General features: G+C 38.7%; 14 protein-coding genes and 1 pseudogene. 9 read left to right on the forward strand and 6 right to left on the reverse strand.

All coding sequences use genetic code 11. The features are described from left to right. Positions 1–94: 94 nt before the first annotated feature. Positions 95–334: a hypothetical protein gene (locus tag EKM78_RS02705; RefSeq protein WP_125768984.1), complete on the forward strand. Its 240-nt coding sequence runs from the start codon at positions 95–97 to the stop codon at positions 332–334. A gap of 70 nt (positions 335–404) precedes the next feature. On the opposite strand, the gene EKM78_RS02710 is transcribed toward EKM78_RS02705, so the two are convergent. Beyond that, positions 405–1,817, reverse strand: coding sequence for an amino acid permease (locus EKM78_RS02710; protein WP_125768987.1), 1,413 nt, complete (start codon positions 1,815–1,817; stop codon positions 405–407). Positions 1,818–2,292: 475 nt separating this feature from the next. Here EKM78_RS02710 and EKM78_RS02715 point away from each other — a divergent pair, with 475 nt between their 5' ends. From EKM78_RS02715 to EKM78_RS02725, 3 genes are all read left to right on the forward strand, one after another. Further along, positions 2,293–2,610, forward strand: a complete 318-nt coding sequence (locus tag EKM78_RS02715; RefSeq protein ID WP_125768990.1) for a hypothetical protein — start codon at positions 2,293–2,295, stop codon at positions 2,608–2,610. A gap of 970 nt (positions 2,611–3,580) precedes the next feature. Next, positions 3,581–4,045, forward strand: a complete 465-nt coding sequence (locus EKM78_RS02720; RefSeq protein WP_125768993.1) for a MarR family winged helix-turn-helix transcriptional regulator — start codon at positions 3,581–3,583, stop codon at positions 4,043–4,045. Positions 4,046–4,168: 123 nt separating this feature from the next. Further along, positions 4,169–6,409, forward strand: coding sequence for a M13 family metallopeptidase (locus tag EKM78_RS02725; RefSeq protein WP_164507169.1), 2,241 nt, complete (start codon positions 4,169–4,171; stop codon positions 6,407–6,409). A gap of 59 nt (positions 6,410–6,468) precedes the next feature. Here EKM78_RS02725 and EKM78_RS02730 read toward each other — a convergent pair whose 3' ends face one another. Then, entirely contained in the window at positions 6,469–7,182 is a 714-nt protein-coding gene (locus EKM78_RS02730) for a DUF5067 domain-containing protein (RefSeq protein WP_125768999.1), read from the reverse strand. Positions 7,183–7,400: 218 nt separating this feature from the next. Here EKM78_RS02730 and EKM78_RS02735 point away from each other — a divergent pair, with 218 nt between their 5' ends. The 4 genes from EKM78_RS02735 (at position 7,401) to EKM78_RS02750 (ending at position 10,163) form a co-directional block, all read left to right on the forward strand. Continuing rightward, a complete protein-coding gene (locus tag EKM78_RS02735) occupies positions 7,401–7,607 on the forward strand; it encodes a hypothetical protein (protein ID WP_125707073.1) in 207 nt (68 codons plus the stop codon). Positions 7,608–8,169: 562 nt separating this feature from the next. After that, on the forward strand, positions 8,170–9,048 hold the full coding sequence (locus EKM78_RS02740) for a cation diffusion facilitator family transporter (protein WP_125769002.1): 879 nt from the start codon (positions 8,170–8,172) through the stop codon (positions 9,046–9,048). 15 nt (positions 9,049–9,063) lie between these two features. Next, a complete protein-coding gene (locus EKM78_RS02745) occupies positions 9,064–9,420 on the forward strand; it encodes a carboxymuconolactone decarboxylase family protein (protein ID WP_125769005.1) in 357 nt (118 codons plus the stop codon). 74 nt (positions 9,421–9,494) lie between these two features. Next, positions 9,495–10,163, forward strand: coding sequence for a 2,3-bisphosphoglycerate-dependent phosphoglycerate mutase (locus EKM78_RS02750; protein ID WP_125769008.1), 669 nt, complete (start codon positions 9,495–9,497; stop codon positions 10,161–10,163). A 267-nt stretch (positions 10,164–10,430) separates the two neighbouring features. On the opposite strand, the gene EKM78_RS02755 is transcribed toward EKM78_RS02750, so the two are convergent. Continuing rightward, the gene (locus EKM78_RS02755; protein ID WP_125769011.1) at positions 10,431–10,865 is read right to left on the reverse strand and encodes an Lrp/AsnC family transcriptional regulator; all 435 of its coding nucleotides are present in this window, start codon (positions 10,863–10,865) and stop codon (positions 10,431–10,433) included. 154 nt (positions 10,866–11,019) lie between these two features. On the opposite strand from EKM78_RS02755, the gene EKM78_RS02760 reads away from it, so the two are divergent. After that, positions 11,020–12,393: an aspartate ammonia-lyase gene (locus EKM78_RS02760; protein ID WP_125769014.1), complete on the forward strand. Its 1,374-nt coding sequence runs from the start codon at positions 11,020–11,022 to the stop codon at positions 12,391–12,393. 56 nt (positions 12,394–12,449) lie between these two features. Here EKM78_RS02760 and EKM78_RS02765 read toward each other — a convergent pair whose 3' ends face one another. The 3 genes and pseudogenes from EKM78_RS02765 to EKM78_RS12940 form a co-directional block, all read right to left on the reverse strand. Then, on the reverse strand, positions 12,450–14,537 hold the full coding sequence (locus EKM78_RS02765) for a KUP/HAK/KT family potassium transporter (protein WP_125769017.1): 2,088 nt from the start codon (positions 14,535–14,537) through the stop codon (positions 12,450–12,452). 129 nt (positions 14,538–14,666) lie between these two features. Beyond that, complete coding sequence (locus EKM78_RS02770; RefSeq protein ID WP_125769019.1) at positions 14,667–17,102, reverse strand: Xaa-Pro dipeptidyl-peptidase; 2,436 nt, start codon at positions 17,100–17,102, stop codon at positions 14,667–14,669. A 552-nt stretch (positions 17,103–17,654) separates the two neighbouring features. Beyond that, a pseudogene (locus tag EKM78_RS12940) lies at positions 17,655–17,908 on the reverse strand (group II intron reverse transcriptase/maturase); the annotation flags it as partial.

Genomic DNA, 17,908 nt, shown 5'->3' on the forward strand with positions numbered 1-17,908 from the left:
CCTGTTGTGTCAAATACGGCCAACATTCCATACAAGATAGTTCACAGAAAATTTAAAATTAAATGCTATACTTCAATTTAAAGGAGAGAATAAAATGACACTATTAGCTGCAAATACGAGTAGCCTACCACTATTAATAGCAATTTTAGTAGCAGTATTCGTGATCCTTTGGCTATTATTTAAGACAGTAGGCTTTATTTTCCGCCATCCATTCATCGGGATCTTGCTGATCCTCTTTGGGGTCTTAGGACTATGGAACTACGCTATTATTGGGATCGGGGCCTTAGTAGGAGGAATCGTATTTTTAATTATCTCTTATTTTTTCAACCAGTAGATTAAACACCTCACGCCAAGTGGGATCAAAAAAGCACAGCTGACAATTCAAAATCAGCTGTGCTTTAATATTATTCATTATTCATTTTAGAATGCTTACGACCATAACCAAAGTAAACACAAAGTCCGATCACGAACCAGATGCCAAACCGAAGCCAAGTTTCCCAATTTAATCCGGCAATCAGTAATAGACAAAATGCGATCGCTATTAATGGTGTTACTGGGACACCTGGGGCTTTAAAACCACGCTCGATTTCCGGATGAGACTTTCTCATCCACATGACCCCAGCTGAAACGAGGATGAAGGCGGTCAGAGTACCGATATTTACTAGTTCGGATAAGATGTTTAAATTGATGAAGCCAGCAGCTATCGATGTGATGATGCCGAAGAACCAAGTTCCTTTGTAATGAGTTTGATGACGAAGACTTACGTGGCCAAAGAATTCTGGGAATAATCCGTCACGTGACATCGAGTATGTGATCAGTGATTGTCCATAGATTTGGACTAAAATAACGGTGGTCATACCAAGGATAGCACCCAGGCTGACGATCATTGCCAACCAACTTTGACCAGTAGTATGCAATACTGCCAAGATAGGCGCATCGAGATATTTTGCAAAGACGGTATATTTAACAACGCCGGTCATGGTCAATGACATGGCAATGTATAAGACGGTTGCGATAACAAGTGAAAACATGATTCCTTTTGGCAACGTCTTGCTAGGATTTACAGTTTCCTCAGCACTTGAAGAAACTGAGTCAAATCCAATGAAGGAGAAGAAACAAATAGATGCTGCTGGGATAACGCCAGAGGCAACGCCCTTATGGAAGGTATACCAGCCATAAGGTGTGAATGGACGCCAGTTACCAGCTTTGATGAACCAAACGGTACAAGCTAAAAATAGCAAGATAACGGCTAATTTAATAATAACCATCGTGTCATTGAGATGCTTTGTTTGGTTGATCCCCATGGCAACAACAGTCGTGATAAATAAAATAATCAAAAATCCCGGTAAATTAAAGTAAGTTGTCACACCAGGAGTAGTCCCGGGAGCAGCCGTTAAAAACGTAGGGATGTGGATGCCAAATCCTGAAATAAAGTTGGTAAAGTAACCTGACCAACCAGCAGCAACAGTAGCCGCCCCGAGAGCATATTCCAAAATTAGATCCCATCCAATAATAAATGCAACAATTTCACCAAATGATATATATGAATAAGTATAAGCAGAACCGGAAACCGGAGCCATCGATGCGAACTCAGCGTAACAAAGACCAGCGAACCCACAACAAACCGCTGCAATAAAGAATGATAATGAAAGTGACGGTCCAGTAGTCAAAGCACCTTTACCAGTTAAAACAAAAATACCAGTACCGATAATGTCCCCAATACCAAGGAAGATCAAGTCCCAAGTATGGAGAGTTCGTTTAAGAGGAGATTGATGCGCCAACAAGGTGCTGATTTCCTTCTTTCGAAACAGATCCATATATAACACCACCTTTCTTTTAAATTGCCTTATTGTATGTTCAAAAAATAATTAAATACCAATTTTTAGAATTTTGATCAAAAGGCCATATAAAGAGTGGTATTTCGGCGTTTTCACTTGTGAAAGCGTAATTTTTAAAAAAATGTTTTTCAAAAAAGGACAAAAAGTTAGGTGAAACTAACATAGAAAATGGCGCAGTTTTCTAAGACTGATCGTGACTTCTCAATCCACGATTAACATTAATTATTTCTAATTAAATTAGAAAAATTAACATATTCTTAGATGAACTCCAAAAACTGAAAAAACCTTTAAAGTATGCGCTTTCATGGGAACCGTTTATATTGTTTAGTTTAACTAAATATCTTATAATTTAATTGTAAACAGCGAAATATTAAAAAACTTCTTTACAATAAGTGAGCATGTTTACACAAATTTTTATGTAATAATATATAAAAATTGATTAGGAGTGTCTACTATGATTAATTTACAAGTTAGTGATGAGCAAACATTGCACCAAGCAATTTCCGCTAAAGTTAATAATTTACAAGTAACTGATCAAGCTTTTGATATTTGCAAAGAAGCGTTAGACAAGACTAAGGCTAATGATCAACAACGTTTTAGCGATAGTAGACAACGTGCGTTTAATGATCTATATCGTCGAATGAAGTTAGCTATGTCTAGCAAGAATATGAAAAAGCGTAGTAAGTTGCAAGACGAGATCACAAGTCAGTATACAATTCGCGAAGTTCCTGACAATAAGGCTTATGAGCTGATCAGGGATACATTAGTTTAATTAGTATGAAAGAAAAGGCCATGGGGCCTTTTTTATTTTGCAATAGGTTTTCCAATATAGAATAGAGCTATGGCAGACAGAGGCGTTTTGCTTGGAGCACGTTTTGTTAGTTTGTTTGGTACGTTCAATGCCGACTCCGGGGCCCGGGGATACAGACGCTGGAACGTACCCGACGCGATTTTGAGCTACCTGGGAAGTTCGCCCAGGCATCTCAAAACTCGGTCTTCCTCTAAGCTCCTTCGTCGCCAAGAGGAATTTGGGTACTGAGGTCTGTATCCCCGGGCCCCTCCGTCTAGATGGAGTTATAATCTCCCCCCGGGTAGAGTTTTACCGATTTATTTTGTACAAATTGGCACTTTGTGCGCGTCCTATTTCTCACATGTCTATCTTAGTTTTCTACCATTGTTGGCAAGATCAAAACCAAAACAAAAACAAAAAACAGAAACAAAAGTTCAATTCCTGAATAAGGTTGTGCAAATATATGAGTGCTGAATTATTTTTCGTAGAAATTCATGCATGTAAGTCCTAGACTCAATGGTTTTGACTTTACAACTCGGAAGAGTTTTGAGATAGACAAGTGCAAAATAGGGCAGAAAGAAGTGCCAATTTGTGGATCTAGTCGGTAAAACTCAAACAAGAGAAGGATATCGATTACCAACCTAGGTGGAGGGGCGGGGCGCTATATGGGTTCAGCTGTGAAATTCCTCTTGGCGACGAAGGAGCTTAGAGGAAGACTCGTATTTGAGATTGTTCGGGTGGTCTTCCCGAATAAGCTCAAATCGACGTCCACAGCGTTCCAATCCCATATAGCGCCCCGCCCCGGAACCGGCATTGAACGTCCAATCAAAATACCACCCATATAAACAATCATTAACAACAAAAAATCCATCAACAATTCTAATCAAAAAATAAAATCAAAATATTTTATATCCCAAAAATAATATGTAAAAATATATTCAGGTGAATAAATATGATGAATGAAATTTTAAACTTGTTAAATTTATACGTTTCAAATAATCAAAGGATCAACCAGCAAATCAAGCAAGTCGAAGCAGCGACTGATGATCAACAATTAAAAACAATTATCGCTGACATGCAGCCCAAAGAACTCCAGGTTATTGGGCTATTTGAAATTAACACTGAGGTATCCCTTAAAGAATTGCCACAATTACTGGCAGTATCGCAAGCATCTACTTCTCGGATCACCGCTAATTTGGAAAAATTACAATTGATCACTCGCCATAAAACGGAGTTAAATAATAAAGAGTGGTTATTGGATCTAACTGAAACTGGCCAGAAAATTTTGGCTATCAAGAAGTCGACCGATGAAAAACGTCAAGCTAAATTAAACGACTTGGCGAAAGATTATTCACAAACTGATTTGCAACAAATTACTGATTTTTTACGTAAAGTGGTCAAAGTTGATCAGTCGTAATTGGACCTAGAGATAACTCGAATTTTTACTCAAAATAAAATCTAAATTTATTATTATTTTTATTACTGATATATTGCTAATTTGTGAGATATGGTTGAAAATATGAGTAATGGGGGAAATGCTATGAAAATCCAAAACCAATTACTCAAAGCAACGATGTTTACTGCTGTGTTACTAGGTGCTTCGATCACTAGTCAAACTGTCAAAGCTGATGAGACTAATGATGCTAATACAACTAATGATTCTGCAGCTAAGTCAGAAAAGCAGGCTGTGCCTCTTTATAATGGCTTTAAGTCGACTGACGAGGTCAATGACAATGTTGCTACGACTCAATCAGCAGCTTCGCAAACGTCTGCTCGTGAAACTACTGCAACTAACGTTTCCTCAAATGATGAGAATATTGCTCAGTCAGGAACTAATCAATTTAAGCCACAAAATGATTACTACGATTATGTTAATCACAAGTGGCTGCAGAGTACTGATGTGGATTCTACCAAAGCTGATGCTGGTTCTATTCCAACGGCTCAGGCACAAATTGATCAACAAGTCCAAGATAAGTTTGAGAGCTATGTAGATGGAACGATAGGCACTAAAGATAAGACGATGCAAAAAGCTCTTGATTTTTACAACTTGTATTTGAGCAAGAATTATTCAAATATGACTGATGTTTCTAAAGATGCTTTTTCAGGATTAAGGAAGGTAATCGACCAGATCGACAGCCTGCAAGATCTTAGTGATTTTAGTAAGCACATGGACGAACTGATGCAAGAAGGGGTCACCTTACCGATCGGCGTTAAAGTTGATATCGATCAACGCAATCCCGAATTGCGTGCCTTATATTTCTATGGTGCTTCACCAATTTTGCTCGACGAAGAGGGCCAAACTAGCAACGGACATTCACAGACACAAGATATTATTGGTTCCGCCTTAAATAACGCGGGTGTGCCTTGGTCAACGATCCAAGGTATCATGATCAATGCGTCGAAATTTGATGAGATCCTTGTCAAAAATCAATCAGCAGCTGATATTAAGACTGATGGCTATCAAAATGGTTATCAAGATGTCGGTATCCATCGCCAAACTAACTATCTACCAGTTAACTACGTCAATTTTTCTAATATGCCAGTGTTTATCGACATGGATCATTTCGTTAACCAATTAGTTGGAATGACGCCTGGATATGTCTATGAAATGACGCCAAGTTTTTATAATAATATCAATGAAATCATGATAGACGAAAATTTTGCGGAGATGAAAGCTTGGATGATCGCAAATTACGTTGCTGATACATCCAATTATATTGCTAAACTGCAAAACAACTTCCCAACAATCGAAGGGGAAACGAAAGCTCAATTCAACAAGCGCATGGCTTACTACTTGACCAAAGATGCTTTTTCTGATGCATTCAGCAAGTATTTTGGTGATGTTTTATTGCCAACTGAGACTAAAAATGCTGTTACCAACATGGCTGAAAATATCAGATCAGCGTACAAAGAAGAAATATCGAATAGTTGGCTCGACGGTGCAACGAAAAAAGCTGCTCTTGAAAAATTAGACGATATGACAATGAACATTGGGTATCCTACTCAATCATATTCATATTACAATCAAGTTGATATTAACGATGATAGTGATTTTTATCAGATTTATCGAAACATCGTTGATGCTAAGAATTATGCACAGTTTTCTAACTATCAAAAACCAGTCGATCGCACCGAATGGGGTGTTTTAAATAGCTTGAATACTAACGCTCAATATGTGAGAAGCCGCAATGCTATGTATATTGGGACAGGTATCATTCAAGCACCATTTTTTGATATTAATGCGACTGATTCCCAAAACTATGGTGGACTAGGTACTATTATTGGTCACGAATTGAGTCATGCTTTCGATAGCACCGGATCGCTTTTTGATAAAGATGGTCTCTTCAACAATTGGTGGTCTGCAGCTGACAAGGAACAGTACGATGCCAAGTATCAACAAATTGTCAAAGCTTACGACAATATTGATTTCCATAATGTTTCGATCAGTGGTCAATTGACAGCGGATGAGAATTTAGCTGATAATGCTGGCTTAGATGTAGCAGAAAAAGCCTTGAAATTAACTAATACGACTAATTGGGATCAATTTTTCAAATCGTATGCAAAAGTTAATCACTACAAATATTATTTTGCTAAAGATGACGCTCAAGCATTACTTGATCGTGAAATGGCCTTGGCAACTGACCCACATTCACCATTCCCAGTCAGAGTTGATGTCTCGCTTCAAAACAATGACCAGTTTGCCAAAACTTATGGTGTTAAACCAAGTGATGGCATGTGGATCGATCCAGATCAACGCATCGATTTCTGGGCTAAAGAATGAAATAGTACAAAAAATCCTGACACTTCAAAGAAATGTCAGGATTTTTTACGTACTTTAAATTATGATAATTTGAATGGTTGCATTGTATTGAGATCTTGTTTAGTTTCGATGTTCTTGAAGTACATGTTGACATCGGCGTTTGGATCATTGACTTTAACTAATAAAGCACCGTCAAATGATTCACCAGGTTTGACCTCATTCAAGTTTGATTTATTAACCGTTTCAGAATAATCACCATCGCCTCCGGTAGGGCTAAGGACTTGGTCGCCTTGTTTCAAGATCATATTCTCAGCTTGTACTTGTTGGGCAACTTTATTGGAATCTGTCTTGTTAGTGTAAGTATATTTGACTAGTAATGCTGAATCGCCATTTGCATCTTTAACAAGACGGACATCATTTGAAAGCTTAAATTCAAAATCGTCCGATTTATAATCTAGATTATTGTAAGATCCAGTATTACTGTAAGTCCGCTTCTTTTTATCAGACTTATTATCACCGCTGTTAGCTTTGTCGCCATCTTTGTTAACACTTTGGCTGGCAGCTGACTTCGTTAGAGAATCATCAGCTGATTTATCGGATTGCACGTTCTCAACATTATCTGAACTTTGTTTAGGTTCATCCTTATGAGAACTGCTGACGCCCCAATAAATGATACCGGCAATAATAGCCAAGATGATAACAATAAGAGTGATGATGAAAGGAGCTTTTTTGTAATACGGCTTATGAGCTTTACGGTACTGACTACGCGTCATATTAGGCTTTTGATTATCCATGAAATTCCCCCGATTGGCTATGTGTATATACCCTTTAATGATAACTCTATATTTACAATATTATCATATTTCTTTCTTCAAATTTATTATCTAAAAGTTGACAAATCTTTTTTCTCAAAAAGCAGTCAAAAGTATTGAACAGTTATTTTAAAAGTGGTATAAATATCTGGTTGAAACATCAGGGGTGTTTTTAATCATTTTAAGAGGGGGTAACGAAGATGTTGTTTTTTGGTAATCATGGCGACTACGAAGTCACATGTCAATTTTTAGATAAGAAAGGCCAGCGCATTGCTAAGAAGCGCATTTGCCATAACGTATCAAAGAAAGAAGCACGTGATGGCATGATGAACTATATCACAAATCAATTCTCAGAATCGATTGATATCGCCCATCCAATAAAAGTCGTAGCCAAACCCACAAAATAAGAGAGCGGAAGGGCACGTTCAGCTACTGAGCATTTACGGACTGTCCGCACAAAGAGTACCGCGAAGCGGTGCTCGCGGACAGTTTGTAAAGCGGAGGCCGCTGTGCCCTGGAGCTCGTTTCCACTATAAAGCGGGCAACGTTTGGCAACAAATGTAAAAGGTTTGGTTCCAAAACAATGAACGTTTGGCAACAAAGGTAAGAGTTTTGGTTCCAAAACAACGAAAGTTTGGCAACAAGGTTAAGCGATTTGGTTCCAAAACAATAAAAGTTTGAAAACAAACGTAAGAATTTGGTCTAAAACAACGAAAGTTTATCAACCAAAGTTAATAAGTTTGCACTAATTAAACAAACTAAACACGTTAATCATCAGACAAAAGTACTTTAACCACAAACGATCAAGACGGAACTAAACCAAACCACACGACGATCACCATCAAGGTGAAAAAACAACAAAATATAAATACCAAATTAAGCAGGCCAACCAAGGCCTGCTTTTTTCATACAAAAAATGACGTAACCGTATCCAACTTTGTTAAGATAGAGTCAAAGAGGGCTACCGTTATGAAAGAAAAAAATATCTCAGGGAAAAGATTTTTCGCAGTTACTACTTTAAATATCATTATTACTATTGCTGAATTTATCGGAGGGATCGTGTCCGGCAGTTTGGGGCTTTTATCTGATGCAGTGCATAATTTAGAAGACTCACTGTCGATTTTTATCTCTTACATTTGCAATGTTATCGGTCGTCGAAGAAACGATGTTTCGAAAACTTTTGGTTACAAGCGGGCGGAAATTTTAGCAGCATTTGTTAATTCGAGCATTTTGATAGTTATCACGATTTTTATGGTCATTGAGTCTTTGAGAAGATTTCATACGCCACAACACATCAATGGATCATTGATGATGATCGTTTCATTGATCGGTCTGGCAGCTAATTTGATCTCTATGATCGCTTTGTGGTCAGGTTCGAAAAATAATCTCAATATCAAAGCGACTTTTTTACATATGATGTCTGATACGCTGAGTTCTGTTGGTGTATTCGTTGCCTCGATTTTTGTCACGTTATTTCAGTGGTATTGGGTCGATCCTTTGATTACAATTATTATTGCAGTCTGGTTGTCTAAAGAGGCATATAACGTAGTGAAAGAGACGGTCAATATTTTAATGGAAGCTAGCCCTGATATTGATTTGAACGAGGTCAAAAAAGCAGTATTGACAGTTCCCGATGTGGTTGGCATTCATCATATCCACGACTGGATGATCGATGAAAATTATATTATTTTTGATGCCCACATTAACGTTACTAAGAATTGCACGATGGCTGAGTTAGAAACTATTTATCGCCAAGTCGAAAAGATTTTGAAAGAGCAGTTTCACGTTTCTCACGTTACGTTGCAGGCTGAATGTACGAGAGGATTGAAAGAACCATTAATTTATTAGGAATGAGGGAGAAACATGGCAGAAACAGATTATAAGGAATTTTTGAAGCACGCAAAGGGAAACACCGCACGTCTACAAAAACAAACTAAGAAGGTCGGTATGGACTATTTTAAGATGCATACCGATGCAATGGAACCTGGTGCCATTTCGAAAAAGAATAAAGAATTGATCTCACTAGCTATCGCTATTTCTAAACAATGTGATGGTTGTATTACTAGCCATTTGGCTTCTGCTAAAGAAGACGGAGCTACTATCGATGAGATCGTCGAAGTAGTTAACGTTGCCATCATGATGAACGGTGGTCCTGCGGTTGTTTATGGCGGCAAAGCCTTAGAAGCCGCTGAACAATTTTATGGCGTCGATCTGAAGTAAGCCCCTTAAACTGACATTAAATTAGTGATAATATTGTTAACATTAATTTATTTACGAAGAGTAGGAATTATTTAATGGTTAAATTGATTTTAGTTAGACACGGTGAAAGTGTTGCTAATGCTGAAAATGAATACACTGGTTGGAATGATGTACCTTTGACACAAAAAGGGATCGAGCAAACGCATCAGACTGCGGACAAGATCAAAGGTATCCCACTTGATCATGTTTGGACTTCCGTTTTGAAACGGGCAATTAGCTCAGCGTACATAATTCAGGATGATTTGAATTTAAACTACTTGCCTATCACTAAAGCCTGGCAGTTAAATGAACGCCACTACGGAGCTCTCAGGGGACAAAATAAAGATGTTACTCGTCAAGAGTATGGTGCTAAACAAGTTCAGATCTGGCGCAGAAGTTTTTATTCTTACCCACCAAAGCTTAAAGAACCCGACAAAAGAGTCGGACCTTACCTCCTAGTAGATCCAAAAGCTATGCCGTACTCTGAAAGCTTATTTGCAGCTTATCCACGGATCATACCGTACTATGTCGACCACATCGTCCCAGAATTGCTGGACGGCAAAAATCAACTAGTAGTTGCTCACGGAAGCACTATCAGAGCTATGATCAAATACTTGGAAAATATTGGTGACAAAGAGATCGATGGCATTGAAGTCGCCAATGGAGAACCTTTGATCTATGAGTTTGATTCTAAATTAAACTTAGAAAAGACCAATCGAAAATAGCAAGCCAAAGTAAGGCATCGGTTGTTTAGGATCAACGCTTGGCGTCCGAAATAGGTAACCAGCTGTTTTACGCTTACAAGTGATTATATAAGGTCACAATTGCCTTAAGCTTGTTTCCACCATCAAGGTAAGCTAGATCGCGTGTCGAACTCTTGATACTGACTCAAACAACGAGTGAAAATCTAGCAACAGATCGCAGGCATAGTCCAAATATTAAAATTAAACATCAAAAGAGCCTTTGGAAATTTTTTATCCAAAGGCTCTTTTTTACTTGAGATAATATCCCCGATTTTCAATGGGCGTTGAAAAAACGATCTGGGTACTCGTTCCTCCAAAGCGATGCAATTCGTTGATTAAGTCGTCAAGGTCTTGAGTAGATTTAAAAACACCTTGCAGGATCATTGAGTAGGGGCCAGTAATACAATCGCATTCGATAATATTGGGAATTGATTTAATATATTCGTAAAATTGTGGTTTTTGATCAGGACTAACTTCAAGTTGGATGAAGGCCTTGATTTTTAAGCCTAATTTTTCGAGATTCAGATGGGCATTGTAAGATTTAATGTAACCATTTTCTTCTAGTTTCTTCAATCGTTGTGAAACTGCAGGGGCAGTGATGAAAAGAGCTTCACTCAATTTTTTGATAGAAAGTCTACCGTTAGATTGCAAGTAGTTTAAAATCTTTTGGTCTATATCATTCATAGCTTTCCTCTCGTTAGCAAAAATAGTTAAAAGCTTTGTATTATTAAGCAATTAAAAAAACAATTTTTGTTTATCAAAGTATAACAGCAAAGGTATTTATTTGTGAATCAACAGGTGCTATCTTTTTCGACATAAGAAAGCGAGGCAATGATTTATGACAAAACGTGTTGAAGAAGATTCGATTGGTCTACTTAAAATTGATAACCAAGATTATTACGGTATAAATACCCAGAGAGCGCAAAACAATTTTCAAATCAAAACACAAAGGACCGATCTTGAGTTGATCGAGCAAATTGTCAAAATTAAATTGGCAGCGGCACAAGCTAATAAAGCAATTGGGCGCTTGCCTGAGAAAAAGGCCAAGTATATTATCCAAGCTATTAACGAAATTTTGGCAGGAAAATTTGCCGATCAATTCGTTACTACTGATATTCAAGGTGGCGCGGGAACGTCAACAAATATGAATGTCAATGAGGTCATCGCTAATCGAGCTTTGGAATTAATGGGTCATCATAAGGGGGAGTACCAGTATTTAAGTCCTCAAGATGACGTTAATGCAGGTCAATCGACTAATGATGTATATCCTAGTGCCGGAAAATTAACGATCTTGGCGAAATCCGCCAGACTTTACGATGCCCTTTCGTTATTGGTCAAAGCACTTCAACAAAAAGCCAGTGAATTCCAAGACGTGAAAAAAATCGGCAGAACACAATTACAAGAGGCGGTACCTACAACCTTAGGGAATAGTTTCAAAGCTTTTGCTGACGGACTATTACGTTGTCAAAAACAGCTTCAAAAGGCAATGAAGTTACTATTAGAGTTGAACTTATCGGGAACTGCTATTGGCACTGGGGTCAATACGAGCACCGGATATAAGCAAGTCTTGTATCAAAAGTTACGAAAGATTTACCAGATGAATGTTCACCCAGCACCAGATTTGCTGGATGCAACGCAAAATTTAGATCCATACGTCCAGTTTTCTGGAACAGTTAAAGCTTTGGCAGTTACCTTATCTAAGATGTCCCATGACTTAAGATTGATGTCTAGTGGACCGAAAAGTGGTTTTAATGAAATTAATTTGCCAGCAGAGCAGCCTGGTTCTTCGATAATGCCAGGAAAAATCAATCCAGTCATCCCAGAGGCGGTGTCACAAATCGCTTTTGAAGTTATTGGAAATGATACGACCGTTACGATTGCCGCTGAATCTGGTGAGTTCGAGTTGAATGCCTTTGAACCGATTATTTTTCGAGCCTTGTTCGAATCGACTGACTTATTACAAAACGCCGTTACAATGTTAGCGACAAAGTGTGTCACGGGGATCACGGCCAATAAGCAAAAGTGCCTCGCAGATTTGGATAATAGTGTCGAAACCATCACTAAGTTAACGCCGGTAATTGGATATGAAACAGCATCTAAGTTTGTCAAAGAGTCACTGAAGAGCGGGAAGAATATCTATCAATTGCTCAAAGAGAACGGCATCTATGACCAAGATACTCAGGAAAAGGTCAAACAACAATTAGTAAATTAAAACAAAAAAATCGCAACTGATCTAAAAAATAGATCCAGTTGCGATTTTTTCATAAATTATTCTTCATCGTCGTCGTCATCAACAGGATTATCAACAGGGATATCTTTCAATGCAGAACGGTCTTTTCTGACTAATCTGATCCGATTGAGCGATACTTTGCCGAGAACTAATGGAACACGTTCTTCAACTACGTCACTGTATGATAGTCCGAACCAGTTGGCAGGTGAGATGAATTTTTGAAGTAACAATCTTAAGTGAATGATACCTTTTTTGACACCGCTGATCCTAGTATCAGGTGAGAGTACTTCTTTGATCAATACGAAGGAGAAGTCCCCAACTTGACGGTCTGGGATAGTGGTGTATTTTTGTGGCTGCGTCTTGATCTCACCGTTTGACATGAGGTCATTAACGATCTGTCTGAGATAAACGTTAACTTTTTGATCAACTCTAAATCCTAAATAAAGCTGAACACTGACCATGTAATCAGTGTCGAAAGTTTCTGCACTGTAGGCTGCAGTGTAAGGTTCGTCGGTTACGTTGACAGTTACGAACCAATATACTTCCGCTCGTTTTGGCCGTTTATCGAGGATCGAATACAAGATATTCTTCTTGATCCGGTAGCCATCGTGAACCTTGGTTAAATAGACTAAATTCGTCGTTGTGAGGGGATAACTTGGATCCTTGCTTAGATCATTCAATTGATGTTTGAAAGCTAACAGTGAAGCAAAATGGCTTCTAAAGGTATTGTCATCCATCAATCTGTCGCCGTATCTCCAAATGAACATGATTGCGACCAACGCACCAGCAATGATCATCGTGATGTAAGCACCTTGGATGAACTTGCTACTGTTTGTGATCAAGAAGATACTTTCAATGACGAAGAAGAAACCAATGATCAAAGTTGTTAAGAAACGGTTGAATCGTTTCATCAACATCCATTGATGCAAGAGGATGGTCGTCATCAGCATCGTGATGGTGATCTCTAGACCGTAAGCATTGGACATGTTTTCTGAGTTTTGGAAGAAAATAACTAAGAAAATACAAATGATCCAAATAATCGAGTTAACAGTAGGGATGTATAGTTGTCCCTTAAAGTTAGTTGGATAAAAAGTCTTTAATCTTGGGAAGATCCGTAATTTGGTAGCTTCAGAAACCAAAGTATAAGATCCTGAGATCAAAGCTTGTGAAGCAATAATAGCAGCTAAAGCAGCTAAGAAGATCCCGAACAATCGTAATTTTGGTGGCATGGACTCGTAGAATGGGTTGAAATTGCCTGGCAATGCAGCAGCAATATCAGTACCTTTGATCCTCAAGATCCAAGCAGCTTGACCTAAGTAACTTAACAATAAGCAGATCTTAACAAAGGGCCAACTAGTGTAAATATTAGGACGGCCAACGTGTCCCATGTCTGAATAAAGTGCTTCAGCACCAGTTGTAGCTAGGAAGATACTACCCAGGATAAAGATCCCGCGGATATTGTAAGGACTTCTCAATAATTCGATAGCGTAATAAGGATTGAATGCTCTTAAAACTGACCAGTCGAATGACAAGTTGTAAAGTCCGAGTAATCCTAAGAAAGCAAACCAAACCATCATGATCGGTCCAAACGCTTTACCTATCAGTTGTGTCCCGAATCTTTGGATAAAGAATAAGGTCGACAAAATGATGATAGTAATAATGATCACTTGCATTTGCGAATGGATGAAAATGTGGTCATTGATAGCGATACCTTTCAGACCTTCAATGGCAGCTGTAACAGTAACGGCTGGCGTCATCATTCCATCGGCCAAGAAAGTTGCTCCACCGATCATCGCAGGAATGATCAGCCATTTAGCCCGTTTTCTGACTAAAGTGTAAAGGGCGAAGATACCACCTTCACCACGGTTATCAGCACGTAAAGCAATCAGAACGTACTTGGTCGTAGTAACGATCGTCAAAGTCCAGAAAATCAAAGATACTGAACCTAAAATGAAATTGGTCGACATTTTGTCGAGACCGCCATTTCCGACCATTAAAGAGTGCATAACGTACAGAGGAGATGTACCAATATCTCCATAAACAATACCTAATGCAATTAAAAATCCCGCAAAAGACATTTTAGCGTGGGGATTCTTTCGAAGCATTGCTAAATCTTTTTTATCCATAAATATACTCTCCAAATCGAACAGTTCGTGGGCGATTATAACACGGAAAAAAATCGCATCAAACTATTTAACTTTTACTATAAACATAAATTAACTATCCACTAGATCCCTCAAAAATTCTAGTCTTATTTAGTCATGAATTGGAACTAATAACGAAGAATGATCAGTATCGACACGATACGTGATAGCTTGATTTCCCTGGATCGTCATGCCGAAGTCAGTCGCATAGACGACTAGACCTAATTGGTGACCCTCAGCCAACTTGTAAAAAGTAGGTTGGAGTTCAACAGAAATATCGTAAAATTCGTTTGGTTTTAATTCGTCAACGCGATAAGGATGGGTCCGATTTTGCAAGTTGATGTGACCTTTAGTGATCATTTTATAAGGTGTAGCAACTTTTGCGGTGGTAAATTCACGTAAGTCATCTTCGCGCCAATCAAAAGTCTCCGCTAGACCTTTAGCCTTTAAAATCGTTGGTGAAACGTTGAAACGTTTGCGTTGACCAAAATCAATTAATTGGAAGCTTAGTAGACCAATATCTTGATCACTAGCAACTCTTAATTTTACAGTAGGAACTCCATCAAGGATCAGTTCGTTTTCCAGCTCTTTTGAACTAAAAATAAGTCGGTGATTCTGCATGGCTGTTGAATTAGTTGCAACCAAATCATTTTGCCACTTATCTATATTTTTACAATAGTTTTGGAAAATATTTTCCGGTAATTTATCAGAAAATTCCAACGTTTGTGAGTTTGGCAATTTATCGGAACTGAGGGAATTCTCTGATAAGTAATAATTCTTCTTTTGATTTTGGGGATCACTCCAGTCACTGTAACTATTCCATGTCTCAGGAGTCAGATTGTCTTGGATAATGACATCAGGGATGATTTTCTCGGCACCATTATCGACATCGAGCAATTCATGAGTCAACCAGAGGTTAGCAATGTCAGTGAAGTCGATCGAACGAAAGGCATTGATATAAATATGTTGTCCTTGATGCAAAATGATCTTTTGATTGATCTTATTGTTCTTGATGCCGTTCCACAACTTTTCAACATTACGGGGCTTAACGTTCCAGTCATTGAGACCGTGGACTAGTAAAACGTCAGCTTTGATGTTCTTTAAGTTCTTGCGGTAATTACGGGCATCCCAAAAAGTATTATAATCGCCAGTCTTTCGATCTTGTTCTTTGGCAATTTGAGCAAGTTGTTTCTGCCAAGTGTCCTGAACTTGATGGTAATCACCAGCTTGTAAGCGACGACTGAAAGTTTCTTCCGCCAAAACATCGCAATCTTCACCCGGAAAACCACCGGGAGCGATAACGAGACCGTTATCACGATAGTAGTCGTACCAACTAGAAATCGCCGCTTCACTAATAATAGTCTTCAGGCCTTTAACACCGGTCGTCGCCGCAGCAGTTGCCAAAGTACCTAAGTACGATCTGCCAGTCATACCAACTTGATGATTGCACCAGTCAGCTTTGATCTCGATATTGTCAGTCTTGTTAGTAAAGGCTTTGCGATTACCAGCTAGCCATTCAATAATGGCAATAGTTGAAGTCGTTTCTTCCGGATCACCAGTAGTCCGGACTCCATCAGAATCCTTCGTTCCGATCCCGGCAGCGTAAACCACCGCAAATCCACGAGCTAAAAAGTAATCATTGAGCGTATAAGATTGTTCCCGTGAAAAAGTCTCTTCAGCTTCGGTAGCAGTTGCTTGAACTTTTCGTGGGGCGGGAAGTGGAACGTCTTTTTGACGGTATTCGATCGAATCATAAGTATTGTGGTTCGGTTCCTTGTGAACGAGTGGGGTATTGACATCATGCATCAGCTTGTCACCAAATTCATCGTTAGTCCCTTGATTGTAAGGACTAGCAGTATACAAAGCTGGTACAGGACAATTTGTACCAGACATAGCTGGACGAATAACCTCAGCTTTCAATAAATCGAGTTTCCCATCGTGATCAGTGTCTTGAGAAGACTCAACATAAACGACCTCACGTTTTAATTGATGAGGGTCAAAAACAGGCATCGATTTACCGTTAAAAATCAAAGGACGCATAACTTCAGGATCGTCGTAAAAACGAGTGAAATATCCCTGTGTAGCCAGCTGATCAATAAACGTTTGACCATTCTTATTATGAGTAGCCAACAGCCAATACCAAGCAGACTTCAACTCGTCGATTGAAAAAATCTCACTTTGATGTTGACTAATAGACAAGTGAATTTTTTTCATAGCAGCAAGAGGCTGGTCGATCTCAAAATCAAGCTCCGGCTGGAAATCCAACAATTGCAGAGCCACATTATAAAAAGCTGTAATTTCAACTTGATCGTGAGATTGAAAATATTGAGCCAAAGTCTGTGTTCGAGTAGCCATAAACGAAGTCAACTTTTGTTCAAAAACACCATCAGAAGAAGCCTCAGTCAAAGCCTTCCTCAAAAAAGATCTCCACAACAAAGCAGGGTCAGATTCAAATTCATTACCCTCATCCAAAAAGTGGATCGATACTAATTCATTAATTTGTTGTTCCTTATTCGTAGGCTTAATTGCGAATTGATTATTACGCATTTCGTACACCTCTCATTAAATAGTCGATATTTTCATTATAGCGTTCATAACCATAAATTTGGCATCATAACCAGATTTTACCAAACAAGATAGTGAGTAAAAAAAGAGAGAGTAGGTGGCAAAAAAATAACAGAAGATTAACGACTGTCTCCACGGAGCACAGCCAGCAGTGCCCACTGATAACTAACAATCAAAAGTTCTTACTTCCCAAATGTAATAAAAAAAATAAAAAGAAAATGAGCGGAGCTTTAGTCCCGCGAACCGAGCAAAGAGTCAGTAATCTAGAAAGCGAATATATCCAAACAAGAAAAGGAAGCACCTACTCCCCACCAGAATAAATAAAGCCTGAGATAGACATGTGAGAAATAGGACGCGCAAACAGTGCCAACTTGATAAAAATAAATCGGTAAAACTCAACCAAGGGGGGATATTGTCACTATCTAGACGGAGGGGCCCGGGGATACAGCCCTCAGCCGATCGAGTAGGAGGTAGCTAGGCTACCGACCTCTCACACCACCGTACGTACGGTTCCGTATACGGCGGTTCATTAACTTAAGCATTCTGAATAAGCTGGAGTCTATTCGACATGTTCATAAGTCCAATTTCTTCCAGTTTCTTATTCGTCAAAGTCATTGCCAAGGTCTTGCTATGTGCCATTCTCCAGTGACCTTTACGGGTGTTCGAGAATGGATAGGCCTTGACCTTTGGCATTCCTAACTTGATAAGATTCTTATACCTTGTTTTCGGTTGTTTCCACGATTTCCATATGTATTGTCTGATTCTTGAACGTAACCATTCGTCCAATC

The sequence above is a fragment of the Companilactobacillus furfuricola genome, assembly GCF_003946325.1.
Lineage (GTDB): Bacteria > Bacillota > Bacilli > Lactobacillales > Lactobacillaceae > Companilactobacillus > Companilactobacillus furfuricola.